This is a genomic window from Streptomyces sp. SL06, assembly GCF_058244745.1.
Genome location: NZ_JBSYOT010000002.1, coordinates 2,355,640 through 2,381,215 on the forward strand (window position 1 = coordinate 2,355,640; position 25,576 = coordinate 2,381,215).

Below are 25,576 nucleotides of genomic sequence, written 5' to 3' on the forward strand. Positions count from 1 at the left end.
CGCTGGTCGGCACCTGTGGTGCGTCTCGTCACACCGTCTCGTCACACCGGTCGTGTCCGTTCCGGCCGCTCACTCCGCTCACTCCACGACGTGCCGCCCCTCGGGCCGTGCGCTGCACGACGCGCGGAAGGCGCAGTGGGTGCAGTGCTGTCCGGCGGTCGGGGTGAACCTCTCGTCGAGGACCTTGCCCGCGGCCGTGGCCAGCAGGTCGCCGACCCACTCGCCCTCCGGCCCCGCCAGGGACTCCTGCGCCTGCACCTTGGGCAGGGTCTCGCCGCCGTCCCGCTTGGGGGCACCCTGCCGCAGCTGGACGAGTTCGGCGCCGCCCGGGGCGGGGCGTACGCCGTCGAAGGCCTCGTCGACGGCGCCCTCGCGGACGGCGAGCTGGTAGACGGCGAGCTGGGGGTGGCGCGCCACTTCGGCGGAGGTGGGCGCCTGTTTGCCGGTCTTGAAGTCGACGACGTAGGCGCGGCCGTCGCCGTCCCTCTCGACGCGGTCCATCTGGCCGCGGATGCGCACCTCGTAGTCGCCCGCGTCCAGGGTCACGTCGAAGTCGTGCTCGCTCGCCACCGGGGTGCGCCCGGCTCGGTCCATGACGTGCCACTTCAGGAAGCGTTCGAGGGCCACGCGCGCGTTGGCCCTCTCCTGCGCCGACTTCCACGGCGCGTCGAAGGCGAGCGCGTTCCACACGGAGTCCAGGCGCTCCATGAGCACGGCGAGGTCGGCCGGGGTGTGCCCGGAGGCCACCTCGTCGGCGAGGACGTGCACCACGTTGCCGAAGCCCTGGGCGGCGGTCGCGGGCGCGTCGGCCTTCACCTCGCGGCCGAGGAACCATTGCAGGGCGCAGGTGTTGGCCAGTTGGTCCAGGGCGCTGCCGGAGAGCGTGACGGGCTGGTCGCGGTCGCGCAGCGGCACCTTGCTCTCGGTCGGGTCCCACATGCCCCACCAGCGGTAGGGGTGAGCGGACGGCACCAGGGGGCGGCCGTCCTCGTCGGCGAGGGCGGCGAGCCGGGCCAGACGGCGGGCGGCGGCCTCTCTCAGAGGCTCGGAGACGCGGGGGTCGACGGTGGTGGCGCGCAGTTCGGCGACGAGCGCCGCGACGGCGAGGGGGCGGCGCGGGCGGCCCGTGACGTCCGCCGGTTCGACGCCGAGTTCGGTCAGGAACCGGGAGAGCTGGTCGCCGTCGTCGGCCGGTGCCTTCACGGCGGTGACGACGAGCCGTTCACGCGCGCGCGTGGCGGCCACGTAGAACAGCCGGCGTTCCTCGGCGAGCAGCGCTCCGGGCGTGAGGGGTTCGGCGAGTCCGTCGCGGCCGATCCGGTCGGCCTCCAGCAGGGAGCCGCGGCGCCGCAGGTCCGGCCACAGGCCCTCCTGTACGCCCGCGACGACGACCAGCCGCCACTCCAGGCCCTTCGAGCGGTGCGCGGTCATCAGGCGGACGGCGTCGGGGCGTACGGCGCGCCGGGTGAGGGTGTCGGCGGCGATGTCCTCGGCGTCGATCTCCTCCAGGAAGTTGAGGGCGCCCCGGCCGCCGGTGCGCTCCTCCGCGCGGGCGGCCGTCGCGAACAGGGCGCACACGGCGTCGAGGTCGCGGTCGGCGTTGCGTCCGGCCGCGCCGCCCCGGCGGGCGGAGCGTTCCAGGCGGCCGGGCCACGGGGTGCCTTCCCACAGGTCCCACAGTGCCTCCTCGGCGCTGCCGCCGCCCGCCAGACGCTCGCGGGCCTTGCGGAGCAGCGCGCCGAGGCGCTGGGCGCCACGCGCGTACGCGGGGTCGTGCACCGCGAGCCGCTCCGGCTCGGCCAGCGCCCGCGCGAGCAGTTCGTCCGAGGGCGGCGGCAGCGGGTTGCCCGCGGCCCGCTCCTCGTCGCGCAGGGCCCGGCCGAGGCGGCGCAGGTCGGCGGCGTCCATGCCGGCGAGGGGGGAGGCCAGCAGGGTGAGGGCGGTCCCGGTGGGCAGCCAGCACGGACCGTCCGCACGGTCGGCATACCCGCCGGGAGCGGACCTCGCCGCCGGGGCGGCGTCCTCCTGGGGCACAACCTTCACCGCCGCCTCGGATGCGGCCTTTACGGCCGGGGCGGCGGGTACGGCCGGATCGGCGTCGGGCTCGGGCTCGGGCTCGCCCGCGGTGTGCGGCCCGGTTCCGTGCCCGGACACTCCGGTGCCGGCGTCTCCCGCCGCGCCCGCCTCCGGATCCGCCGTCCCGGCGTCGTCACCCGCGTCGGTGGCTCCGTGCACCGCACCAGGACCCGCCTGGTGCCCAGCCGCTCCGGTCGCGCCGTCGGCTTCGGGTCCGGCTGTCTCCGTCACGTCCTCATCGCCCCCGTGTCCGGGCGGCGCCGTGCCGTCCCGGGTGGGGGCCGCTCCGGGGCGGTCTCCCGCCTCCGCCTCCGCCACGGCCCGCAGTGCCGTCAGCAGGGGTGCCACCGCCGGTTCGTGGCGCAGGGGGATGTCGTCGCCGTCGATGTCCAGGGGGACGCCCGCCGCGCCGAGGGCTCGGCGGACGGTGGGAATGGTGCGGGCGCCGGCGCGCACCAGGACGGCCATGTCGCCCCAGGGGACGCCGTCCTCCAGGTGGGCCCGGCGCAGGATGTCGGCGATGTTGTCCAGCTCGATGCCGGAGGTCGGGTACGTGTACACCTCGACGCGCCCCCCGTCCCGCACTGGGGCGAGTTCACGGTGGGCGCGCACCTTGTCCGCGGGCAGGCGGGTCAGCGGCATCCGCTGGGTCAGCAGCCGGGTGGCGGCCAGCAGGGCGGCCCCGGAGCGGCGTGAGGTCCGCAGCACCTCGACCGGCGCCGGACGGCCGTCCGCGCGCGGGAAGGCGGTCGGGAAGTCCAGGATGCCGTTCACGTCCGCGCCCCGGAAGGCGTAGATCGACTGGTCGGGGTCGCCGAAGGCGACGAGGGTGCGCCCGCCGCCGGCCAGCGCGTGCAGCAGCCGTACCTGGGCCGGGTCGGTGTCCTGGTACTCGTCGACGTAGACCGCGTCGTACCGGGCGGCCAGGTCGGCGGCGACCTCGGGGCGGCGGGCGAGGAGCACCGCGCGGTGCACCAGTTCCGCGTAGTCGAGCACGCCCTGGAGGTCGAGCACGTCGAGGTACTCGGCGAGGAAGACGGCGGCGGCCCGCCAGTCGGGGCGGCCGATGCGCCGGGCGAAGGCTCCGAGCGCCTCCGGTCCCAGGCCCAGTTCGCGGCTGCGGGCGAGCACCGCGCGGACCTCGTCGGCGAAGCCGCGGGTGGTCAGGCAGGCTCGCAGCTCGTCTGGCCAGCGCACATGGGCCAGCCCGAGCCGCTCCAGGTCGACCTGCCCGGCGAGCAGCTCGCGCACCGTCACGTCCTGCTCCGGGCCGGACAGCAGCCGCAGGGGCTCGGCGAACAGGTCGCTGTCCTGGTGGGCGCGGACCAGGGCGTAGCCGAAGGAGTGGAAGGTCGTCGCGCGGGGGGCGCGCGCGGCGCCCATGCGCAGCGCCATCCGGTCGCGCAGTTCGACGGCCGCCTTGCGGCTGAAGGTCAGCACCAGGACGCGCTCGGGGTCGCCGCCCCTGGCGATCCGGTCCGCGACGGACTCGACGAGCGTGGTGGTCTTGCCGGTCCCGGGACCGGCGAGGACGAGCAGCGGTCCGGTGCCGTGCTCAACCACGGCGCGCTGGGCGGCGTCCAGAGAAGGGGGGTCCGTTCGCGCCGGCGGGGTACGCACCAGTCGGTAAGCGCCACGGCTCCCCCGCCGCACCGGGGGGTGCGACGGGTGCCTGGTGGAGAAAGAGGAGCTCACGTGGTTCGCCGGTCCTGGTGGGTGTGCTGGTGGGCCGTCCGCGCTGCGGGTACGGCGGTGGCCGCGGGATGAGGGGGACGCGTGCGGCCGACGCTACGCCGGTGAAAGAGGAGGAAGCAGCGCTTCCCCTTCTTCCCGTGGACCACGTGAGCCACGCGGGCCCCGTGGACCACTCCGGCCGCTCCGGCCACGCGGATCACACATGTCGCACGTATCGCTCGGATGCCTCAAACGTCCCGGGCCACCGACGACGCGCGTGCCCCCCGCCCCACGAACGTACGTCATGCCACGCAGGTGCCCGAAGTGTCCCGTCTCCCTCGTACGGATCACAGGCCACCCGTCGGCCGGTTCCATGGCGGAAGCTGTCAGGTGTGATCCTGTGCGCGTCCGCCGCCGTCCCAGCGCGCCCGTTTCAGGTCGAGGCGCGGAAGATGCCCCTGCGCGGCTCTGCTCGCCTCCTTCAGGGGCGTGCCCTCCTCCCGGTAGCGGTCGAGCGCCTCCCGTTCGTGTGCCGCGAGCAGGACCCCGTCGGCACGCACGACACGCCACCACGGGACACCGCCCCCGTAGAGGGACATCACCCGTCCGACCTGGCGGGGTCCGCCCTCCTCCAGGTACTCGGCGACATCCCCGTACGTCATGACGCGGCCCGGCGGAATCAGTTCGGTCACCTCGAGGACCCGCTCGGCGTACTCGGGCAGCGCGTCCGCGTACTCCGGGGGCACGTCGTCCGGAAGGCTCAGCTCGCTCATCCGCCCCATCCTGCCGCACCCCACCGACAGCCCGGCGCCCTTCGGGAGCTGCGCATCCCTCGCCCGGGAGCGGCGCTTCGGGCAGACTGTGCGGCCCGCACGGGCACCCTGATACCTGCCGAGGCGGACAGGGCATGCCACCATCGTGCGGGCGGTGACCAGTGATACGAGAGCAAGAAGAGGCGATGAAACAGCAGGGTGTGCACCCCGAGGACGCCGAGGGCACCTCTGACTCCTCGTCGCGCCCGGACACCGCGGAGAAGAGCGACGGGAAGGCCGGCAAGCGGGTGGCCGGAGGCAGGTCGGCGACGGCCGCCGACCCGGACGACGTGGCGCACATCGACGAGGTGGAGGGCGACGAACCGCTCCTCCCCGCGCGCGTGCACCGCCCGTCCGACCTGATGCGTCTCCTGGTGGGCGTCCTCGCCGTGGTCGTGCTCCTCGCCGTCGCCGCCTTTGCACACGGCACCACCTCGGGCCTCGAACAGGACATCAACAAGGGCACCGGCCAGGCGCCCGACCTCCTGATCAAGATCGCGGGGCTGGCCTCCAGCATCGCGATCCTCCTGGTGCCGGTCGCCTTCGCGATCGAACGGCTGATCAAACGCGACGGCCTGCGGATCGCCGACGGCGTGCTGGCGGCGGTCCTCGCGCACGGGGTGACCCTCGCCACCGACCTGTGGGTCGCCAAGAGCGCCCCCGGCTCCATCCAGGAGGCGCTCACCCAGCCCTCGCCCGGGGACGTCCACGCGCTGACCGACCCGGTGCACGGCTACCTGGCGCCGGTCATCGCGTACATGACGGCCGTCGGCATGTCCCGCAGACCCCGCTGGCGGGCCGTGCTGTGGATCGTGCTGCTCCTCGACGCCTTCTCGATGCTCGTCACCGGATACACCACCCCGTTCTCGATCATCCTGACGGTGCTCATCGGCTGGACGGTCGCCTACGGCACGCTGTACGCGGTCGGCTCCCCGAACGTCCGTCCCACCGGCCGGACGCTCATGGCGGGCCTGCGGCGGGTCGGCTTCCACCCGGTGACGGCCGCCCGCCAGGAAGTGCCGTCGGACAGCGTGGAGACCGGCGACCGCGGCCGCCGCTACTTCGTCACCCTGGAGGACGGACAGCCGCTGGACGTGACGGTGGTGGACCGGGAGCAGCAGGCGCAGGGCTTCTTCTACCGCGCGTGGCGCAACCTGACACTGCGCGGCTTCGCCACCCGCAGAAGCCTTCCCTCGCTGCGACAGGCCCTGGAGCAGGAGGCACTGCTCGCCTACGCGGCGATCGCGGCCGGCGCCAACGCCCCCAAGCTGATCGCGGCCTCCGAACTGGGTCCCGACGCCGTGATGCTCGTCTACGAGCACACCGGCGGGCGTTCCCTGGACTCGCTGCCGGACGAGGAGATCACCGACGACCTGCTGCGCGACACCTGGGAGCATGTGCGGGCCCTGCAGTCCCGGCGCATCGCGCACCGCAGGCTGGTGGGCGACGCGATCCTGGTGGATCGTTCCGGCACGGTGATCCTCACCGACCTGCGCATCGGTGAGATCGCCGCCGGTGACCTGCTGCTGCGCATGGACATCTCCCAGCTCCTGGTGACGCTCGGCCTGCGGGTGGGCGCCGAACGCGCGGTCGCCTCCGCGGTGGACGTGCTCGGCCCGGACGCCGTGGCGGACTGTCTGCCCATGCTGCAGTCCATCGCCCTGAGCCGCTCCACGCGTGCGACCCTGCGCAGACTGGCCCGGGAACGGGCCCAGCGCGAGCGGGAGGCGGTGCTGGAGTCCTCCCGGCAGGCCAAGCTGGCCCGCTCGGAGGCGGCCGGAGCCGACGGCACCGCTCCCGTGGGCGAGGAGACCGACAGGGCCGGCAGGCTCGACAAGCCCGACAAGAAGGCCGCGCGTGCCGAGCAGCGGGCCGAGAAGCGGGCCGTGGACGAGGCCATCGAGGAGGCGCGCGAGGAGGACCTGCTCACCCAGATCCGGCACGCCGTGCTGCGCATCAGGCCGCAGGCCCCCGTCGAGCCGGCCCGTCTGGAGCGGGTGCGGCCGCGCACGCTGATCAGCCTCATCGCCGGGGCGATCGGCGCCTACTTCCTGCTGACGCAGCTCACCCACATCGAGTTCGGGCCCCTGATCTCGAACGCCCAGTGGGGCTGGGTGGCCGCGGCCGTGCTGTTCTCGGCGGCGAGCTATGTCGCCGCGTCGATGTCCCTGCTGGGCTTCGTGCCCGAGCGGGTGCCGTTCCTGCGGACCGTGGCGGCGCAGGTCGCCGGGTCGTTCGTGAAGATCGTCGCCCCGGCGGCGGTCGGCGGCGTCGCCCTGAACACCCGCTTCCTGCAACGCGCGGGCGTGCGCCCCGGGCTCGCGGTGGCGAGCGTCGGCGCGTCGCAGTTGTTCGGGCTCGGCTGTCACATCCTGATGCTGTTGTCCTTCGGCTATCTGACCGGCACCGAGAAGACACCTTCGCTGTCGCCGTCCCGGACGGTCATCGCGGGTCTGCTGACGGTGGCGGTGCTCGTGCTCGTGGTGACCTCGGTGCCCTTCCTGCGCAAATTCCTCGTCACGCGCGTGCGGTCGCTTTTCGCCGGTGTCGTGCCGCGCATGCTGGATGTGCTGCAACGGCCGCAGAAGCTGGTCACCGGCATCGGCGGCATGCTGCTTCTCACCGCCTGCTTCGTGATGTGCCTGGACGCCTCGATCCGGGCCTTCGGCGACGACTCGAACGTCGATCAGCCTGGCGAGCGTCGCGGTCGTCTTCCTGGCGGGCAACGCCCTGGGTTCCGCGGCGCCGACACCGGGCGGTGTGGGCGCGGTGGAGGCGACGCTGACGGTCGGTCTGATCGCCGTCGGCCTGCCCAAGGAGGTCGCCGCTCCCGCGGTGCTGCTGTACCGGCTGCTCACGCTGTGGCTGCCGGTGCTGCCGGGCTGGCTGGTCTTCAACCACCTGACGCGGAAGGGCGCGCTGTAGGTGCCGGGTCCGGCAACGTCCCCGTACGTCCCGTAGCTCGTACGGCTCGCGCCCCGAGCGCACGAGCGCGCGCGACCGCACGATGGACGCATGCCGAATCCCTCCCGGCTGCGCGCCGCCGTGCTGACCACCACCGCCGTCACCCTGTCCGCCCTGCTGGCGGGCTGCGGCAGCGGGCCGCAGAAGGACGCCGCGGACCTGACGGACCAGAAGCTCGACTGGAAGGGCTGCCCGGCGCCGTCCGAGGCCGAGGGCGGCGGCGCGGCCCCCTCCGCGCTGCCGGACGGCGGCGAGTGGCAGTGCGCCACCATGAAGGCACCGCTCGACTGGGACCGTCCCAAGGGCGACACGATCGACCTCGCCCTGATCCGGGCCAGGGCCAGTGGCGCGGCGGACCGGCGGATCGGCTCGCTCGTCTTCAACTTCGGCGGACCCGGCGGATCGGGCGTCATCACTCTGCCGGCCTTCGGCCAGGACTACGCGAAACTGCGCACCCGCTACGACCTGGTCAGCTTCGATCCACGCGGCGTCGGCCGCAGCGCCCCCGTCGAGTGCCTGGACGACAAGCAGCTCGACGCCTACTTCCAGCAGGACGCCACCCCCGACGACGCGGCCGAGCGCACCGAGTTGCTGAACAGCACGGAGAAGTTCAACGCGGCCTGCGAGAAACGCTCGAAGAAGATCCTTCCGCAGGTGCGCACCACCGACGCGGCCCGCGACATGGACCTGATGCGCCAGGTCCTCGGCGACGAGAAACTGCACTACTTCGGCATCTCCTACGGCACCGAACTCGGCGGCGTCTACGCCCACCTGTTCCCCAAGCGGGTGGGCCGTGCCGTGTTCGACGCGGTCGTCGACCCCACGCAGACCGCGGAGCAGAGTTCGCTCGGGCAGGCCAAGGGCTTCCAGCTCGCACTCGACAACTTCGCCGAGGACTGCGTCTCGAAGGTCGAGGACTGTCCCGTCGGGGACACCGCAGAGGACGTCAAGACGCGCATCGCCAGGCTGTTGAAAGACCTCGACCGCAAACCGATCCCCGGCGCTTCCTCCCGCGAACTCACCCAGACCGCCGCAACCGGCGGCATCGCGCAGGCGCTGTACTCGAAGGACTTCTGGGAGTACCTCACCGAGGGCCTGGAGCAGGCCTACGACGGTGACGGCCGGGTTCTCATGATGCTGTCGGACGCGTTGAACGGGCGCAACGAGAACGGCACGTACAGCAACATCACCGCGGCCAACGTCGCCATCAACTGTGCCGACGACAAACCCCGGTACGACGCCGCGTACGTGGAGCGCAAACTGCCCGAGTTCCGGAAGGCCTCGCCGCTGTTCGGCGACTATCTCGCCTGGTCCATGATCAGCTGCACCGACTGGGCAGTCGCCGGTGCCGCCGACCATCCCGATGTCAGCGCGCCCGGTGCGCCGCCGATCCTGGTGATCGGCAACACCGGCGACCCGGCGACGCCCTACGAGGGCGCCGGGAAGATGGCGAAGGCGCTGGGCAGGGATGTCGGTGTGGAACTGACCTACAAGGGCCAGGGACACGGCGCCTACGACAGCAAGAACAAGTGCGTGCAGGACGCGGTGCACGGCTACCTGCTGGACGGGAAGGTACCGGCGGCCGGCACCGTCTGCTCCTGACGCCACACCACCAAGCGTGAGGGAAAGCAGCAGGTCAAAGCGTTATCCACAGGGGTCGGCGGGCTGTGCGCGCTCCGCCTACCATGGCATGACCGCCATCCGCCGCACGGCGCGGACGGCATGCCCGGGGGGAGAAGGACATGGCACGTCTCGCACGGTGGACGGCTCTGACGGCCGCCGCCGCACTGCTGACGGCGGGTTGCAGCGGTTCGTCGGACAGCGACAAGGACGAGGGGGGCACGAGCAGCGCGGGGCCGTCGGCGGTGGCGCCGTCCGGGGTGCCCGCGTCGCTGGCCTCCCAGACGCTGGACTGGGGCCGCTGCAAGGGCACGGACGACTCCCCCGCGCCGGACGGCGACTGGCAGTGCGCCACCCTTGAGGCGCCGCTGGACTGGTCCCGTCCGGACGGCGACACGATCGACCTCGCGCTGATCCGGGCCAGGGCGACCGGGGGCGAGCGCATCGGCTCCCTGCTGTTCAACTTCGGCGGTCCCGGCGGCTCCGGCGTCTCCATGATGCCGTCCTACGCCGACGCCGTCTCCTCGCTGCACAAGCGGTACGACCTGGTGAGCTGGGACCCGCGCGGGGTGGCCGCGAGCGAGGGCATCCGCTGCCGCGACGACAAGGCGATCGAGAAGGCCGAGTCGGTGGACACCACGCCGGACACCCCGGCCGAGGAACAGGCGTATCTCAAGGACGCCGCCGACTTCGGCAAGGGCTGTCAAAAGGCCGCCGGCAAGCTGCTGGCGCATGTCTCGACCACGGACACCGCCCGCGACATGGACCTGATGCGGCATGTGCTGGGCGACGAGAAGATGCACTACTTCGGCATCTCCTACGGCACCGAACTGGGCGGGGTCTACGCCCATCTGTTCCCCAAGCACGTGGGGCGCGTGATACTCGACGCGGTCGTGGATCCGAGCGCCGACACGATGGGGCACGCCGAGAACCAGGCCAGGGGCTTCCAGCGCGCGCTGGACGACTATCTGGCATCCACCGGGCAGGACCCGAAGCAGGGGTCGCGGGAGATCGCCGGCCTGCTGGAGCGGCTGGACGCGAAGCCGCTGCCGACCTCCTCACCGGGGCGGAAGCTGACACAGACGCTGGCCCTCACCGGAATCGTACTGCCGCTCTACAGCAAGGACGGCTGGCCGGCCCTGACCAGCGCGCTGGCGGCGGCCGAGGAGGGCGACGGCTCGGAGCTGCTGGCGCTCGCCGACGGCTACAACGAACGTGACCCCTCGGGCCGTTACGGCACGACGACCCACTCCCAGCGGGTCATATCGTGCCTGGACGACAAGCAGCGGCCGACCCTGGAGGAGACGAAGAAGCTGCTGCCGAGGTTCGAGAAGGTCTCGCCGGTGTTCGGCGCCTTCCTCGGCTGGGACACGGCCGGCTGGTGCCACGACTGGCCGGTGAGCGGCCAGCACGACACCCCGGAGGTGAGCGCGCCCGGCGCGGCTCCGATCCTGGTGGTCGGCAACACGGGCGACCCGGCCACGCCGTACGAGGGCGCCCGCAAGATGGCGGACGAGCTGGGCGAGGACGTGGGTGTGGTGCTCACCTGGAAGGGCGAGGGGCACGGGGCGTACGGGAGCGGGAGCGACTGTGTCGACTCCACCGTGGACGCCTACCTGCTGAAGGGAACGGTGCCGAAGGACGGCAGGGTCTGCTCATGACGGCGGCGGGGGCCCCGGGCACCCACGGTGCGCGAAACCCCCGCCGTCCGGGGCGGGATACCGGGGACCGGTCAGTAGACGGGCTTGTCCGGCTCGATCTGGTTGACCCAGCCGATCACGCCGCCGCCGACGTGGACGGCGTCCGTGAAGCCGGCGGACTTGAGGACGGCCAGGACTTCCGCACTGCGGACACCCGTCTTGCAGTTCAGGACGATCTTCTTGTCCTGCGGGAGGCCCTCCAGGGCGGAGCCCATGAGGAACTCGTTCTTCGGGACCAGGCGGGCGCCGGGGATGGAGACGATCTCGAACTCGTTCGGCTCGCGGACGTCGATGAGTTCGATGTTCTCGCCGTCGTCGATCCACTCCTTGAGCTGCTTCGGAGTGATCGTGGAGTCGGCGGCAGCCGCCTGGGCCTCCTCGGACACGACGCCGCAGAAGGCCTCGTAGTCGATGAGTTCGGTGACGGTCGGGTTCTCGCCGCAGATCGCGCAGTCGGGGTCCTTGCGGACCTTCACCTGGCGGTACTGCATCTCCAGGGCGTCGTAGATCATCAGGCGGCCGACGAGCGGGTCGCCGATGCCCGCGAGGAGCTTGATGGCCTCGGTGGCCTGGATGGAGCCGATGGACGCGCACAGCACGCCCAGCACGCCGCCCTCGGCGCAGGAGGGGACCATGCCGGGGGGCGGGGGCTCCGGGTAGAGGCAGCGGTAGCAGGGACCGTGCTCGGACCAGAAGACGGAGGCCTGACCGTCGAACCGGTAGATCGAACCCCAGACGTACGGCTTGTTCAGCAGCACACAGGCGTCGTTGACCAGGTAACGGGTCGCGAAGTTGTCGGTGCCGTCGACGATCAGGTCGTACTGGCCGAAGAGGTCCATCACGTTGTCGGCCTCGAGCCGCTCCTGGTGAAGGACGACGTTCACGTACGGGTTGATGCCCTTGATCGTGTCGCGCGCGGACTCGGCCTTGGGGCGGCCGATGTCGGCCTGGCTGTGGATGATCTGGCGCTGGAGATTCGATTCGTCGACCTCGTCGAACTCCACGATGCCGAGGGTGCCCACGCCCGCCGCGGCCATGTACATCAGACCCGGCGAACCCAGGCCACCGGCGCCGACAAAGAGCACCTTGGCGTTCTTCAGCCGCTTCTGCCCGTCCATCCCCACGTCGGGGATGATCAGGTGGCGGGAGTACCTGCGGACCTCGTCTACGGTGAGTTCGGGGGCCGGCTCGACCAGGGGTGGCAGCGACACGGGGACTCCGTTGGTCGGTCAGTGGTTACGGTTGTTCTCCTCGCAACACTGCCACGGCCTTTTTCATTCCGAGACACCCGTCCCGACCCGCGAGACAATTTCGTCCCAGTAGCCGGGCATCGTCTCCCACGGGTCGATCCGGCCGCCGCGGTCCGTGCGGTCGGTGAAGTAGATCGTGGCGGCACCCTGCCAGCGGGCGATGCGCAACGCCTCCTCCAGGTGCCCGCGGGGGACGCCGTGGACGAAGTGGCAGAACCGCTCGGGGGGATGGTCGGCGCTCCATTCGGAGGCCTGGGACCAGCGGTAGTCGCTCCAGGGGCCCGAGAAGGTGACGAGTTGGTCGGCGCTCTCGGCATAGCCGGGATGGGGGTGGGCGCCGTGGCCGAGCACGATGTGGGCACCGTCACGGATCCCCCGGAGGGTGGTGACCGTGCGGCGGATCTCGGGGAGGGCCGCCTTCCCGGACGGGCAGCGGTCGAGGAGGAAGCCGTCGACCCGGTACCAGTCGAGATACCGGTGGGCGTCGGAGACCTGCTCGCCGAGGCCGCGGGTTCCGTGGGCGGCGTCGAGGTGGCCGAGGACACGGACGCCCGCGTTGCGCAGCCGGCCGGCGGCCTCCAGACAGCGCGGGTCGGGATGGGCGCCGGGACCGTTGGCGATGTTGAGGACGACCCAGTGCAGGGGGGTACCCGGGCAGGTGAGGCCGGCCCACTCGTCGGGAGCGACGAGGGGATGGGCCAGGCCCGGGACACCGAGGCCGGTACGGACATCGGTGCTCGCGGTGCCCTCCTCGGTACTGGTCAGATACGGCATGCCGCCTCCATCCAGATGTCGCCGAGGGACTCTTCGAGGGCGATCCGGGGTCGCCAGCCGAGCCGGTCGCGCGCGGTGCGCACATCGGCCTGCTGCCAACTGCCGCAGCCGTCGGGGTAGGGGTAGGCGACCGGTGCCGGGTGCTCGGCGTCGGCCCGCTCGCCGCGGTGCCCCAGGGGCTCCGGGCGGTGATGCCCGAGAACGTCGGTGCGGTGATGGCCGAGGGCGTCGACGCGGTGGCCGACGGATTCGGTGCGGGGATGGCCGATGGTGGGGCGCAGGCCGCCGGGCGGTCCGTCGAGTTCGTGCAGCGCACCGCCGTAGCCGGCCACGCGGGCGAGGGTGGCGGCGGCGTCGCGCAGGCGGACGGCGCGGCCGGAGCCGATGTTGATGACGCCCTGCGCGGCGGAGAGCGAGGCGGCGTGGACGGCGCGGGCGACATCGCGGACGTCGATGAAGTCGCGCTGGACGCCGAGGCCGCCGAGCCGGAGTTCACCGTCGCCGGACTGCATCGCGCGGCGCATGGCCTCGGCGAGACGGCCCAGCGGGGAGCCGGCCGGGGTGCCGGGTCCGGCGGGCGAGAAGACGCGCAGGACGACGGCGTCCAGGCCGGAGCCCAGGACCAGTTCGGTCGCGGCGAGTTTGCTGACGCCGTAGGGGCCGCCGGGGCGGGGCACGGCGTCCTCCGCGGTGGAGGAGCCGGGCTGGCTGGGGCCGTACTCCGCACTGCACCCGACCTGCACCAGGCGGGCGCCGCAGCCGCTGCGGCGCAGGGCCTCGCAGACGGTGGCGACGGCGACGGTGTTGTGCCGGGTGAGTTCGCGGGCGCCGCCCCGGGTGGCTCCGGCGCAGTTGACGACGACACCGGGGTGGACCGCGTCGAGGAAGCGGGTGAGGGCGCCGGGGCTGCCGGTGGCGAGGTCGAAGCGGACGTCGGCGTCGTCACCGCGGCCGAGGGCGGTGAGCTGGACGGCCGGGTCGGCGAGCAGACGGTCGGCGACGAAGCGGCCGATGTAGCCGTTGGCTCCGATCAGCAGGACTCTCATCGGGCGGCTCCCGGTGCCGAGGCGTCGGGTCGGGAGGTGGTCATCTGGGGGCTCCTTCGGAGGATGATGCGGAGATGTGGAGGGCTGTCCGGGCGCGCGGTCATCGCGGCTGCTCCGCCGACGCGTGGGCCGAGGCCCTGGTGAGGCGGCGGGTCGCGTGGACCAGGAGGATCAGGGCGCCGATGCCGCAGGCCGCCGTCGGGACACCGGCCGGGCCGCAGGCGGCGACCAGGGCCTCCACCGGAGCGGCCAGGAAGCCGCAGCCGGGGAGGCGGCCGGCGAAGACCGTGGCCACGGCCGCCGCCTCGGCGGTGGCCGTGGCGGTGAGGACGAGCGTCGCGGAGTGGGCGTGGCCGTGCACGGTGAGCAGCCGGGCGAGCAGCAGCAGGGCGCCCAGGGCGAGCGCCTGGAGAGGGACGACTTGCTCGCCGAGTACCGCGCCGGTCGACGCGAGCAGGGCCGTCAGGGCGGCCATGTAGAGGGCGAACGTGCCGAACAGCAGGGGGCGTACGGAGGTGGAGAAGTCGGCCAGGCCGCGGCTGGAGGTCAGTTTGCGGCGGGCGTGCACGGCGAAGAGGTGGGCGCTGCCGGCCGCGGGCGCGCAGGACAGCGCGAGTGCCAGGACGGGGGCGAGGGTCGTGGGCCACGAGGCTTCGGTGGTGCCGTCGGGCAGACCGTCGGGGCCGCCGGTGAGGGCGTTGCGCAGGAGTCCGTCTCCGAGGAGGGCGTATCCGACGAGCCAGCAGGTCCAGGTGCCGGTGGTGCGCGTGGCGGCGCTCAGCGGGCCTCGGCGCAGTGCCGCGCGCAGGGCCAGGGTCACCGCGAGAGTGCCGACGGCTGCCGCGATCAGGCGCGGTCGGCCGTCGGTGAGGCGCAGGCCGGCCACGGTGGCGGCGCACAGTGTGCCGGGCAGCAGGGAGAGGACGATCCAGGCGGTGCGTGCCGGCGGCGCCGGGGAGGGTGCGGGCGGCGCGGGCGTGTCGCCGTCGCGCGGGACACGGGCGTACATCTCCTCCGCGAGGGAGAGACGTCCCGGTGCCTGAAGCGGGTGGCGGTCCGGTCGGTGACGCCGTGCGCCTCCAGGCCCGCGGCGATCTCGAGGGGGTCCACGGCGCGTTCGCACAGTTCGCGGTGGCGGTGCATGAGGGCCTTCACCGGGTCCGCGGCGGCGCGACGGGCGGCGGGGGCCGACGGCTTGCCGCCGACGGCTGCCCGGCCGGCGGCGGAGGACGTGTCCGGGGTATCGGGCCGGTTCAGTTCGCCGAGGCCGGTCATCGGGCCGCTCCCTCGGTCGCGGAGACGGGCGTCGTGGCCCGGACGGGAGCGTCCGTCGCCCAGCCGGGGCCGCTCCGGGCGAGAGCGCGGGGGGTCGGTTCGGTCCAGCGGCCGGGGACGTGGGCCTCGGCAGGCACGGCGAACGGCAGGGGTTCACCGGCGTCGTCGAGGACGACGCGATGTACCGGGGTCCGCGAGAGGATCTCCAGGTAAATACCGTGAAATGCCGCGACATTCTGCTCGACGGTGAACAACTCCAGTGCGCGGGCGCGCGCGGCGGCGCCCAGGCGCTCACGGCGCGCGGGGTCGCGCAACAGGGCGACGCACGCCTCGGCGAGCGCCCGCGGATTGCGCGGCGGCACCACGAGTCCGGTGCCGCCGATGGCCTCCACCACCGCGCCAACGTCCGTGGACACCGTCGCGCGACCGCAGAACATGGCCTCGACCAGCCCGGCCGGGAACCCCTCGACGACGCTGGAGAGGACCACCAGGGCGCCCGAGGCGTACGCGTCGGCGCGGGACGGCAGTTCCGGTCCGCCGGTCTCCTCGAAGGACACCGGGTTGCGGCCGACGGCGTGCGGACCGTCGGCCTCGTCGGGGAAGAGCTGTGCGGCCAGGCCCTTGCAGTGCGCGAGGTAGGCCGCGCCCTCGGGGCCCGAGGGGGCGCCGACGATCCTCAGCCGCGCCCCGGCCTCCGCCCTGCGGATCTCCGCGAAGGCGTGCAGCAGCGAGACCAGGTCCTTGGCGGGCTCGACCCGGCCGACCCAGACGAGGGTGTGCGGGTCGGCGCACTCCGGCGACTCCCCCGCCTCGGCGAACGGGGCCGCGTCCATGCCCGGGGGGACCGTGCGGAGCTTGGCGCGGTCGGCACCGCAGCGCTCCTGCCACCGGCGCGCGTGCGTGTTGCCGGGCGTGATCAGGACCGCCCGCCGGTAGGTCTCGGCGGCCAGCCGCCCGTGGAAGGCGGCCAGCAGGGACCGTATCGCGGGCGGGGAGCCGGGCTCCGTGAGGTAGTGCGTCCGCAGCCGCACCCCGTACTCGGTCACCAGCAGGGGCACGTCGCAGAAGTGCCCGGCGAGCAGGCCCGGCAGGGCCGCCGTGCCGCCGGACGCCGCGTGGCACAGGTCGACCGAGCCGAGGCCGTCGTCCTCGTACCAGTCGAGCGACAGGGGGCGCAGGGCGCGTTCGAGGCGTGCGGCGACGGCGAGCAGATCGGGGACGCGCGCCTCGCGCGCCGAGCGGTGGGCGCCGGGCGCACGGCAGGCGCGTTCCAGGGCGCGTACGGCCCTCTCCGAGCGGAGTGCGGCGGGCAGCCCGCCCTCGTCGCGGGCCAGCTCCGCGAGGCCGTACAGCGCACTGGCGAAACGGTCCGCCTCAAGGGCCGACGCGCTGGTGCACAGGGCCGCGGCCAGTTCGCCGTAGCACTCGGCGAAGCGCCGGCGCGCGCGCCGTCCATGGGCGATCCCGTCGTCCCCGGTGTCCCACAGCGAGGCGGTGCGCACCCGGCTGACCTGCGGTGGCAGCGGCACCCACCCCTCGGTCTCCTGGCACTCACTGCGGCTGAGCGCGTAGAACGTCGAACTCGTGCTGTTCAAGCCCGCGTACGAGCCGGTCGCACCAGAGTCCGGCCTCACCGCTCACATACGGATAGCCACCCTCCGTAAGCAGTCCGATGCGCACGCGCGCACCCCCGATCTCCCGTTTGGGGAGCCGCCGTTGGCCCGGCGGCTCGCAGCGGGACGAACGTATGCGGACTGGGAGGTGGTGCGATGGACGGTTGTCCATCCCACCACCAAAAGGGGTGAACGGTCGTAACTTTCCCGTGCGGGACGCGTTCGGTCGCGCTAAGAGATCAAGGAGTCACGGCATGTGACGCACAGGCCATGCCTGACCGTCAGCCGCCGGGGTAGGCCCAGGGGTTGGGGAGGCAGTGGATTCCGTCGTGGTCGAGGAACTTGGTCTGCTGCTGCATGACCGGCGCGAGTTCGCCGTCCTTGTCGCAGGTGACGTGGTTGTAGCCGATGCGGTGGCCGACCTCGTGGTTGATCAGCATCTGCCGGTACGGGTGGATCGCGTCGCCGTACGGCTCCGCGCCCTGCGCCCATCGGTAGGCGTTGATCATCACGCGCTCGGTGGCTGCGGAGTCGCAGGACACATTGTCCTCGGTGGTGTCCAGGCCGGACTTGGCGCACCAGACGGCGGTGGTGCCGGGGCTGGCCAGCGTGATCACGAAGTCGGGCTGCCCGGAGTGGATGCGTTCGAAGCTGCGGGCGCCGTTGTGGGCCCAGCTCCGGTTGTCGTTGAGCGTCTTCTGCACGGCCTCGGCGAAGAGTTGCCCGTCGAGGCCGAGCCCCTGCTCCACGTCCACCCGGTAGGTGTACTTCTGCCCCTTGCCCGGCCCCTTGGCGATGCCGGGGACCGCCTCGAACTTCCCCGAGCCCTTGAACGTGGCGCCGAGCGGGTACGTCCTGCCCATCTTCTGCTCGTACGTCAGCGTCGCCGCGGCCTCGGACGCCGGCCGTTCGTCCGTGCGCGACGAGGGGTCGTGGGCGTCGCGGGCCTGGTCGGTGGCGGACTGCGGGCGCAGGCCCTCGGCGTCCGTGCCGTCGGCGACCTGGCCGGCCACGACGACCGCCAGCACGGTGGTGACGGCCGCCGCGGCGACGCCGGTGAAGGTCCTGCCCTTGCCGCCCCTGGACTGCGCCGGATCACCCGTGGGTGCCGCGTCGTCGGCGTCCGACGCGATGCCACCACCGCCACCGCCGCCGTCGGCGTCCCAGTCGGTGACGGAGCCGTACGGGTCGGCGGGCGGTGCGGAGTCGGAGGTACGGCGCGGGGGGCGGGGCGCGAACACGCCGCCGTCCGCGCCGAAGGCGTCCAGATACTCCTGCCGAGGCCCGCCCGGAGGCGCCTTCCGCTGCCGCGGAAAGACCGGGCCGGGCCCGGCCGACCGCCCAGGAGGAGCGGAGGGCGCCGGGCCACCGGCGTCCGCCCCCGCCCCGGCGCCGTGTCCGGCGCCGGGGCGCCCGCTCAACTCGCCCCAGCCGCCGCCGGGTTCACGCTGCTCAGGATGCCCCCCACGAACCCGCGGCACACCACGCGCCGGAGTGCCGTCCGGGAATCGCGGCCCTCGGCCCGGGGCACCGGCATGTCCCTCCGGGGGCCCGGCCGCCCAGCCCTCCGAGGGTCCGGCCGTCCGGCCCTCCGGAGCGCCGGGCGTCCCGCGGTGGTCCGGCCGTGCGGGCCGGGCCTCCCGCGCTGCGGCGGTGTCCGCGGCGTCGGCCCTGGGGGCGGGCCCGCGGCGGCTGTGGCGTCCCACGTCGCGCCTCAGCCTCCTGTGGTCTGGTTGGCGGGCTCGTCGTCGACGAGCCCGTCGGTCCTCTCGCCGGCCGTCGATTCCCCGGTGTCCGCGAGGAGTTCGCGAAACGCCGTGGCCACGGCCTCCGGATATTCCATCATCGCCACGTGCCCCGCGTCCGGCAGGGTCAGCAGCCGGGAGTCACGGAAGGCGCGGGCAGCCCGCTGGGCCATGCGGTAGCCGACGAGTTGGTCCCGTCCACCGTAGACCAGCAGCGTGGGTGCGAGAACCCGTTCGGCCTGTCGCCACAACCCGTACTGGCCACCCACGGTGTACGAGTTGACGAGTCCGCGTGCGGAACGCGCCATGGCGTCCCAGAAGTACGGCAGTCGCGCCCGCCGCTCCATCTCCTCCACGGCGTTGCGGAAACCCTCCGGGCTCACCCGCCCCGGGTCGCCGTAGCAGAGCGCCATCACACCGCGGACCCGCTGCTCGGCGGTCCACTCCCGGGTGAGCCGGGTGAAGAGCGACGCCACCCCCGGCAGCGCCAGCAGCCCCGTCGGCACGGCGCTGCGCTGCACGCGGATCTCCGGCAGCGCGGGCGACACGAGGGTCAGCGTCCGCACCAGGTCGGGCCGCGCCGCGGCGACCCGGGTGGCGACGGCGCCGCCGAGCGAGTTGCCGAACAGATGCACGGGGCCGCGTCCGGCGGCGTCGAGGTGACGGACGACCGCGCGCGCGTGGCCCGTGATCGAGTAGTCGCCGTCGTCCGGTGGCGGGGAGTCGCCGAAGCCCGGCAGGTCGACGGCCTCGCTGTCGACGACGCCGTCCAGCAGCGGCATCAGCGCGGACCAGTTCTGCGAGGAGCCGCCGAGGCCGTGGACGTAGAGGGCGGGCGGCAGTCCCTCGCGCACCGGTGGCCTCGACCGCACCGTCAGGGTGATGCCGGGCAGGTGGACCGACCTGAGCCGCTCGCCCGCCGCGACCTTGACGGCCGAGGCCTTCGGCAGCACGTTGGCGGGCGGCACGGACGGCGGATCGGTCGAAGACATGCGGCAATGTTACGAGACGATCACGCCGCGGTTCATGTGTTCGCCCTCACAGGCGCGGGTGCACGGGCCCGGCGGCCGGGGTACGGATGCCCGCAGCGCACGCGGCCGGGACCGGTGAGGCATGGCGTCCCGATCGGGTGTCTCCTAGGCTCGTGTGGGTGGGCACCCGCGTGTGGCACCTGCACCTTCAGGGACGTTCGTAGGAAGGGAGCCCAGCATGACCGTCGACCCGACCGACCCCGAGACCTTCGACGACGAGGCACAGGACGCGGAGGAGTTCGACGTCGAGGCGCCCGACGCCGACGCGGCCGAGCAGCAGGCGGACATCGCGCCGGAGGGCGACGACCCGCTGACCGGCGTCGAACCGGACCGCGCCAATGAGGCCGACCTGGCCGAACAGGCCCGGGTCGTCTCCCACGACGAGGACGACTACCGCTGAGACGCGGCGGCGCGCGGCGTACGAAGCGGCGCAGCGGCCTCGCCGTGCGGAGGGGAGGCCGATTGTTGCCCCGTCTGAGCCCTTTTGAAACCTGTTGTGCGGCTTTCACCACCGTCCGGTCCGTGAAATTCTCCGCTCGCGGCACACACACCACGGTTACCGAAAAGTACGATGACGACGCGGCGCACACCGCACGAGGACGACTATGGGAGGCGGCGTGACAGCCATCGAGCAGACAGAGGCGGTACGCCCGCGGGGCACACGCCTTCCCCGCCGAGCCCGACGCAACCAGCTGCTGGGCGCCGCACAGGAAGTGTTCGTGGCCCAGGGCTACCACGCGGCCGCAATGGACGACATCGCCGAGCGCGCCGGCGTCAGCAAGCCGGTGCTCTACCAGCACTTCCCCGGCAAGCTCGACCTCTACCTCGCCCTGCTGGACCAGCACTGCGAGGCGCTGATCCAGTCCGTGCGGACCGCGCTCGCGTCGACCACCGACAACAAGCAGCGCGTGCGGGCGACGATGGACGCGTACTTCGCGTACGTCGAGGACGACGGCGGCGCCTTCCGCCTGGTCTTCGAGTCGGACCTGACCAACGAGCCCGCCGTGCGCGAGCGCGTCGACAAGGTCACGAACGAGTGCGCCGAGGCGATCTGCGAGGTCATCGCCGAGGACACCGGGCTCTCGCGCGCGGAGTCGATGCTGCTGGCCTCGGGGCTCGGCGGTCTGGCCCAGGTGGTGGCGCGCTCCTGGCTGCACAGCGACCGCAGCGTGCCGCGCGACCAGGCGGTGCAGTTGCTGACCTCGCTGGCCTGGCGGGGCATCGCGGGCTTCCCGCTGCACGGCAGCGAGCAGCACTGACCGACACACCGCGGCGGGCGAACGGCGGCTCTTCCCGCCGGCTGTTCGCTCCTGGCGTTCTCCGACGCACCGTGCACGTCCCCTCACCGGGCTAATGTGTGCGGGGTACGGCGCGGAAGATCGCGCACTTCACCGACCGTCGGAGGGACATAGCCGTGGAGGTCAAGATCGGCGTGCAGCACGCGCCCCGCGAGATCGTTCTGGAGAGCGGTCAGAGTGCCGAGGAGGTCGAGCGGGTGGTGGCCGAGGCACTGGGCGGCAAGTCGCAGTTGCTGAGCCTCGTGGACGAACACGGCCGCAAGGTCCTGGTACCGGCCGACCGTCTCGCCTACGTCGAGATCGGCGAGCCGGCTCCGCGCAAGGTGGGCTTCGGCGCGCTCTAGCCGTCCGACACGGGACGACGCACGAGGACGGGAGGGGTCCGGCGGTGATCAGCCGCCGGGCCCCTCCCGTCGTTTCCGGTTCCGGGCCTCCCGCTCGCGCCGCCCCGCCTCCGCGTTCACGGAGGGCTCACAGTTCACCCACAGGGGGAGGATTGCATTCCGCAGGTCAGGGGTAGTACGGCTGTGACCGTTTCGGGCAGGCCGGCCATCTGGGAGGGACCCCGACATGCTCTTGGAAGCGCTCAGCGCCGCGATCCTCGGACTCACTCTGGCATGGGCCGCCGCCCAACGCCTGCCGCACCGCCTCCCGGACCGCGTCATGGTCCTGCCGACGGGGATCGCCGGAGCCCTGTGCGGGGCGTTCGTCACCCACACCGCGCTGGGCGTGGGCGGCCTGCTGCCGGTTCTGCTGGGCTCGGCGGTGCTCGCCGCGACCTCGCTCTCCCTGCTGCTGCGCCCCGCGGGCAGGCTCCGACGCAGCTCGGCACCCGCCTGAGCGGACCGCCGTCGTCCGGGGCGCAGCGCGCCTGGGCAGCGGTCAGGCGGCCAGTCCCAGCGCCGCCATCCGCTTGGTGTGCGCCTCGGTGATCCGGGAGAACATCCTGCCGACCTCGGCGAGGTCGAAGCCGTCCGCGACACCGCCCACGAGCATCGTCGACAGCGCGTCGCGGTCGGCCACCACACGCTGGGACTGCGAGAGGGCCTCCCCCATCAGCCGCCGCGCCCACAGCGCGAGCCGCCCGCCCACGCGCGGGTCCGCGTCGATCGCCGCGCGCACCTTCTCCACGGCGAAACCGGCGTGCCCGGTGTCGTCGAGCACGGCCAGCACCAGCTCACGGGTGTCCGTATCGAGCCGGGCCGCGACCTCGCGGTAGAAGTCACTGGCGATGGAGTCGCCGACGTAGGCCTTGACCAGCCCCTCCAGCCAGTCGGACGGGGCCGTCTGCTTGTGGAAGGCGTCGTAGGCGGCCACGAAGGGCTCCATCGCCGCCGTCGACTCCTCACCGATCCCGGCGAGCCGGTCGCGCAGCCGCTCGAAGTGGTGGAACTCCGCCGACGCCATCTTCGCCAGCTCCGCCTTGTCCCCCAGCGTGGGCGCCAGCTTGGCGTCCTCCGCGAGCCGCTCGAACGCCGCAAGCTCGCCGTACGCGAGCGCGCCGAGCAGGTCCACGATCGCGGCGCGGTACTGCGGGTCGGCGGCGGCCGTCGTCCAGTCCCGGGCGGCGACCGAGGTGGCTGCGGTGGTTTCGGCGGGGGCGTCTGCGGCGTTGCCAGGCTTGTCAGAGCTCGTCATGCAGCGCACAATAACCCGCTCTCCGGCAGCGGGAAGGCCCTGGTCAGTCTGTGTGACGACAGCTACGTGACCAAATCGGCCATCGCGTGTGCGCGAATCCGGGGTATGGTGGTAATGCGCCTGCCGAGTACGCGACGTAGGTACCTCACGTCGTCGGGGCGCACGCATGAGGATGCCCGGTCGGTGGCCCGATCGGCTCCGACCCGACAGCCCTCCCTGCCGTACGCGACACTGCGTACGGAATCCGGAGGGGGACCCTCAGTGGTACGAGCGCTGGAGCGTCGACAGAGGTCCCGTGTCCTGCGGCTGACCCGCAAGGGCAGCCGACGTCCCCGACACGGTCCGGCACGACCCGCGCGCTCGCCTCGCACCACGTACACAGAAGAGGCAGCACCCTGACTACCACGTTTCGATCCCTCGGGATCCTCCCCGAGACCGCCGAGGCCCTTGAGGCCGTCGGCATCATCACTCCCTTCCCCATCCAGGAGATGACGCTCCCCGTGGCCCTGTCGGGCTCGGAACGTCATCGGCCAGGCCAAGACCGGCACCGGCAAGACGCTGGGCTTCGGCCTCCCGCTCCTCGAGCGCGTCACCGTCCCCGCCGACGTGGAGGCGGGCCGCGCGGCGCCCGAGTCCCTGACCGACGCCCCGCAGGCCCTCGTCGTCGTCCCGACGCGCGAGCTGTGCCAGCAGGTCACCAACGACCTGCTGACCGCCGGCAAGGTCCGCAATGTGCGCGTCACCGCGATCTACGGCGGCCGGGCCTACGAGCCGCAGGTGGAGGCCCTGAAGAAGGGCGTCGACGTGATCGTCGGCACCCCGGGCCGGCTGCTGGACCTGGCGGGCCAGAAGAAGCTGAGCCTCAAGCACATCAAGTGCCTGGTCCTCGACGAGGCCGACGAGATGCTCGACCTGGGCTTCCTGCCCGACGTCGAGAAGATCATCAACATGCTGCCGGTCCGGCGTCAGACCATGCTGTTCTCGGCCACCATGCCGGGCGCGGTCATCGGGCTGGCCCGCCGTTACATGTCGCAGCCCACCCACATCAGCGCCACCTCCCCGGACGACGCGGGCGCGACGGTCGCGAACACCAAGCAGTTCATCTACCGCGCGCACAACATGGACAAGCCCGAGATGGTGTCGCGCATACTGCAGGCCGACGGCCGTGGACTGGTCATGGTCTTCTGCCGCACCAAGCGCACGGCGGCCGATCTGGCCGACCAGCTCAAGCAGCGCGGCTTCGCCTCCGGCGCGGTCCACGGCGACCTCGGCCAGGGCGCCCGCGAGCAGGCCCTGCGCGCCTTCCGCAACGGCAAGGTGGACGTGCTCGTCTGCACCGACGTCGCCGCTCGCGGCATCGACGTCGAGGGCGTGACGCACGTCATCAACTACCAGTCGCCGGAAGAGGAGAAGACGTACCTGCACCGCATCGGCCGCACCGGCCGCGCGGGCGCGAAGGGTACGGCGATCACGCTGGTCGACTGGGACGACATCCCGCGCTGGCAGCTGATCAACAAGGCGCTGGACCTGGGCCTAGGGGACCCGCCGGAGACGTACTCCACCTCCCCGCACCTGTACACCGACCTCGGTATCCCCGAGGGCACCAAGGGCGTGCTGCCGCGCTCGGAGCGCACGCGTGCCGGGCTCGACGCGGAGGAGCTGGAGGACCTGGGCGAGCCGGGCGGCCGCGCCGGTCGCACGCGCGGTGGCCGGGGCGGCCGGGACGAGTCCCGTTCCGCCGACCGCGACCGTTCGTCCCAGGCGACGCCGCGACGCCGCCGCCGGATGCGCGGCGGGGCCCCGGTGGACGCGGAGACCTCCTCGGCCACCTCCGCCGAGGCCGTGACCGGCGGTGCGGACGGCGCCACGGACACGGACGCCGCCCCGGCGGCCCCCCGCACGCTGCGCCGCCGGCGCCGTACGCGCGGTGGAGAGCCGTCGCGCGGGCCGGTGGAGGCCGCGACGACCGGGACCCCCGTGGCGCAGGCCGCCGAGGGCTCCGTGCTCGCGACCACCGAGATCACCGAAGCGGCGGAGGCCGCGGAGGCCGCGGAGGTCGTGGAGACCCCGGCGAAGGCGCGCCGCCGCCGCACCCGCAAGTCGGCGGAGACGCCGGCCGCCCCGCTGGAGACCACCCCGGTGGTCGAGCCGACGGTCACCGAGACCGCGGTTGCCGAGGTTCCGGCGGCCGAGGCTCCCGAGGAGAAGCCGCGCCGCACCCGGAAGACGGCCGCCGCCAAGGCGGAAGCCGCCGTCGACACCGCCGAGGGTACGGAGGCCAGGCCGCGCCGCCGCACCCGCAAGGCCGCCGAGGCCACCGAGACGGTCGAGGCCGCCTCAGAGGCCGCGGCCGACGCCCCGGCGCCGATCGCACCGGCTGCGGAGACCACCGAGGCCAAGCCCCGGCGCACCCGCAGGACGGCCGCCGCCAAGGCAGAGGCCGCCACGGACACCGCCGAGGCCACGGAGGCCAAGCCGCGCCGCCGCACCCGCAAGGCCGCCGAGCCGGCCGAGATCACCGAGTCGGCCGCACCGGCTGCGGAGACCACCGAGGCCAAGCCCCGGCGCACCCGCAGGACGGCCGCCGCCAAGGCGGAAGCCGCCACGGACACCGCCGAGGCCACGGAGGCCAAGCCGCGCCGCCGCACCCGCAAGACGGCCGAGGCGAGCGAGACGGTCGAGGCGGGGATTCCCGCTCAGGCCTCGCTGGAGCCGGAGGCCGCACCGCGGCGCCGGACCCGTAAGGCCACGGTCGTCGTCGAGGCGCCCGTGGATGCCGTGGACCCGGTCGAGGCGAAGCCGAAGGCCCGCCGCACCCGCAAGACGGCCGCCACGGCCGCCGTCCAGCCCGCGGAGTCCGTCGAGAGCTGATCCACACCGCTCGTCCGACCGTCGGCCCGGTCCCGCCACCCAGGCGGGACCGGGCCGACGGCGTTCCCACTCCCGATGCCACGGCGCTCCGCCCCGACCGTGCGGGGCCCGGCCCACCGGACGGGCGGTCTCGGCCCGGCCGCCCCCTCCCCGCCCGTCCTCCCCCGCCCTTCCTCCCCCGCTCCCACC

Annotated in this window: 14 protein-coding genes and 4 pseudogenes; 8 read left to right on the forward strand and 10 right to left on the reverse strand. The window is 73.2% G+C overall.

Annotated elements, in window-relative coordinates:
* Positions 1-78: 78 nt before the first annotated feature.
* Both AC4IHM_RS10555 and AC4IHM_RS10560 read right to left on the reverse strand, forming a co-directional pair.
* On the reverse strand, positions 79-3,771 hold the full coding sequence (locus tag AC4IHM_RS10555) for an ATP-dependent helicase (RefSeq protein WP_490866811.1): 3,693 nt from the start codon (positions 3,769-3,771) through the stop codon (positions 79-81).
* Positions 3,772-4,136: 365 nt separating this feature from the next.
* The gene (locus AC4IHM_RS10560) at positions 4,137-4,523 is read right to left on the reverse strand and encodes an MGMT family protein (protein ID WP_490866812.1); all 387 of its coding nucleotides are present in this window, start codon (positions 4,521-4,523) and stop codon (positions 4,137-4,139) included.
* A gap of 185 nt (positions 4,524-4,708) precedes the next feature.
* Between AC4IHM_RS10560 and AC4IHM_RS10565 the strand changes: the two are divergent.
* The 3 genes and pseudogenes from AC4IHM_RS10565 (at position 4,709) to AC4IHM_RS10575 (ending at position 10,807) form a co-directional block, all read left to right on the forward strand.
* Positions 4,709-7,487 (forward strand): annotated as a pseudogene (locus AC4IHM_RS10565) (lysylphosphatidylglycerol synthase domain-containing protein).
* 90 nt (positions 7,488-7,577) lie between these two features.
* Positions 7,578-9,128, forward strand: coding sequence for an alpha/beta hydrolase (locus AC4IHM_RS10570; protein ID WP_490866813.1), 1,551 nt, complete (start codon positions 7,578-7,580; stop codon positions 9,126-9,128).
* A gap of 140 nt (positions 9,129-9,268) precedes the next feature.
* Positions 9,269-10,807: an alpha/beta hydrolase gene (locus AC4IHM_RS10575; protein ID WP_490866814.1), complete on the forward strand. Its 1,539-nt coding sequence runs from the start codon at positions 9,269-9,271 to the stop codon at positions 10,805-10,807.
* A 71-nt stretch (positions 10,808-10,878) separates the two neighbouring features.
* On the opposite strand, the gene moeZ is transcribed toward AC4IHM_RS10575, so the two are convergent.
* From moeZ to AC4IHM_RS10610, 7 genes and pseudogenes are all read right to left on the reverse strand, one after another.
* Entirely contained in the window at positions 10,879-12,057 is a 1,179-nt protein-coding gene (moeZ, locus tag AC4IHM_RS10580; protein WP_490866815.1) for an adenylyltransferase/sulfurtransferase MoeZ, read from the reverse strand.
* A 63-nt stretch (positions 12,058-12,120) separates the two neighbouring features.
* On the reverse strand, positions 12,121-12,870 hold the full coding sequence (locus AC4IHM_RS10585) for a spherulation-specific family 4 protein (protein ID WP_490866816.1): 750 nt from the start codon (positions 12,868-12,870) through the stop codon (positions 12,121-12,123).
* A complete protein-coding gene (locus AC4IHM_RS10590; RefSeq protein ID WP_490866817.1) occupies positions 12,858-13,916 on the reverse strand; it encodes an SDR family oxidoreductase in 1,059 nt (352 codons plus the stop codon). The genes AC4IHM_RS10585 and AC4IHM_RS10590 overlap by 13 nt, the downstream gene beginning before the upstream one ends.
* A gap of 100 nt (positions 13,917-14,016) precedes the next feature.
* Positions 14,017-15,191, reverse strand: a pseudogene (locus tag AC4IHM_RS10595) (hypothetical protein).
* Positions 15,188-16,871, reverse strand: a pseudogene (locus AC4IHM_RS10600) (DUF3492 domain-containing protein). Before AC4IHM_RS10600 ends, AC4IHM_RS10595 begins: the two co-directional pseudogenes overlap by 4 nt.
* Positions 16,872-17,085: 214 nt before the next feature.
* Positions 17,086-18,510, reverse strand: a complete 1,425-nt coding sequence (locus AC4IHM_RS10605) for a DUF3152 domain-containing protein (RefSeq protein ID WP_490866818.1) — start codon at positions 18,508-18,510, stop codon at positions 17,086-17,088.
* 8 nt (positions 18,511-18,518) lie between these two features.
* Positions 18,519-19,541, reverse strand: coding sequence for an alpha/beta fold hydrolase (locus AC4IHM_RS10610; RefSeq protein ID WP_490866819.1), 1,023 nt, complete (start codon positions 19,539-19,541; stop codon positions 18,519-18,521).
* Between the two features lie 217 nt (positions 19,542-19,758).
* Here AC4IHM_RS10610 and AC4IHM_RS10615 point away from each other — a divergent pair, with 217 nt between their 5' ends.
* The 4 genes from AC4IHM_RS10615 to AC4IHM_RS10630 all read left to right on the forward strand — a co-directional run bounded on the left by AC4IHM_RS10615 (position 19,759) and on the right by AC4IHM_RS10630 (position 21,718).
* On the forward strand, positions 19,759-19,980 hold the full coding sequence (locus tag AC4IHM_RS10615; protein ID WP_490866820.1) for an Rv3202a family protein: 222 nt from the start codon (positions 19,759-19,761) through the stop codon (positions 19,978-19,980).
* 217 nt (positions 19,981-20,197) lie between these two features.
* The gene (locus tag AC4IHM_RS10620) at positions 20,198-20,839 is read left to right on the forward strand and encodes a TetR/AcrR family transcriptional regulator (protein ID WP_490866821.1); all 642 of its coding nucleotides are present in this window, start codon (positions 20,198-20,200) and stop codon (positions 20,837-20,839) included.
* Positions 20,840-20,994: 155 nt separating this feature from the next.
* The gene (locus tag AC4IHM_RS10625; RefSeq protein WP_490866822.1) at positions 20,995-21,222 is read left to right on the forward strand and encodes a DUF3107 domain-containing protein; all 228 of its coding nucleotides are present in this window, start codon (positions 20,995-20,997) and stop codon (positions 21,220-21,222) included.
* A 226-nt stretch (positions 21,223-21,448) separates the two neighbouring features.
* Positions 21,449-21,718, forward strand: coding sequence for a hypothetical protein (locus AC4IHM_RS10630; RefSeq protein WP_490866823.1), 270 nt, complete (start codon positions 21,449-21,451; stop codon positions 21,716-21,718).
* 42 nt (positions 21,719-21,760) lie between these two features.
* Here the strand turns inward: AC4IHM_RS10630 and AC4IHM_RS10635 are convergent, their stop codons facing one another.
* The gene (locus AC4IHM_RS10635; protein WP_490866824.1) at positions 21,761-22,516 is read right to left on the reverse strand and encodes a ferritin-like fold-containing protein; all 756 of its coding nucleotides are present in this window, start codon (positions 22,514-22,516) and stop codon (positions 21,761-21,763) included.
* A 488-nt stretch (positions 22,517-23,004) separates the two neighbouring features.
* Between AC4IHM_RS10635 and AC4IHM_RS10640 the strand changes: the two are divergent.
* Positions 23,005-25,387 (forward strand): annotated as a pseudogene (locus tag AC4IHM_RS10640) (DEAD/DEAH box helicase).
* Positions 25,388-25,576: the final 189 nt, after the last annotated feature.

What these genes read in the sequence shown, in the direction of transcription:
- AC4IHM_RS10560 (WP_490866812.1), bottom strand. Translation starts at nt 4,523, where the DNA reads ATGAGCGAGCTGAGCCTTCCGGACGACGTGCCCCCGGAGTACGCGGAC.
- AC4IHM_RS10570 (WP_490866813.1), top strand. Translation starts at nt 7,578, where the DNA reads ATGCCGAATCCCTCCCGGCTGCGCGCCGCCGTGCTGACCACCACCGCC.
- AC4IHM_RS10575 (WP_490866814.1), top strand. Translation starts at nt 9,269, where the DNA reads ATGGCACGTCTCGCACGGTGGACGGCTCTGACGGCCGCCGCCGCACTG.
- AC4IHM_RS10585 (WP_490866816.1), bottom strand. Translation starts at nt 12,870, where the DNA reads ATGCCGTATCTGACCAGTACCGAGGAGGGCACCGCGAGCACCGATGTC.
- AC4IHM_RS10590 (WP_490866817.1), bottom strand. Translation starts at nt 13,916, where the DNA reads ATGAGAGTCCTGCTGATCGGAGCCAACGGCTACATCGGCCGCTTCGTC.
- AC4IHM_RS10610 (WP_490866819.1), bottom strand. Translation starts at nt 19,541, where the DNA reads ATGTCTTCGACCGATCCGCCGTCCGTGCCGCCCGCCAACGTGCTGCCG.
- AC4IHM_RS10615 (WP_490866820.1), top strand. Translation starts at nt 19,759, where the DNA reads ATGACCGTCGACCCGACCGACCCCGAGACCTTCGACGACGAGGCACAG.
- AC4IHM_RS10630 (WP_490866823.1), top strand. Translation starts at nt 21,449, where the DNA reads ATGCTCTTGGAAGCGCTCAGCGCCGCGATCCTCGGACTCACTCTGGCA.
- AC4IHM_RS10635 (WP_490866824.1), bottom strand. Translation starts at nt 22,516, where the DNA reads ATGACGAGCTCTGACAAGCCTGGCAACGCCGCAGACGCCCCCGCCGAA.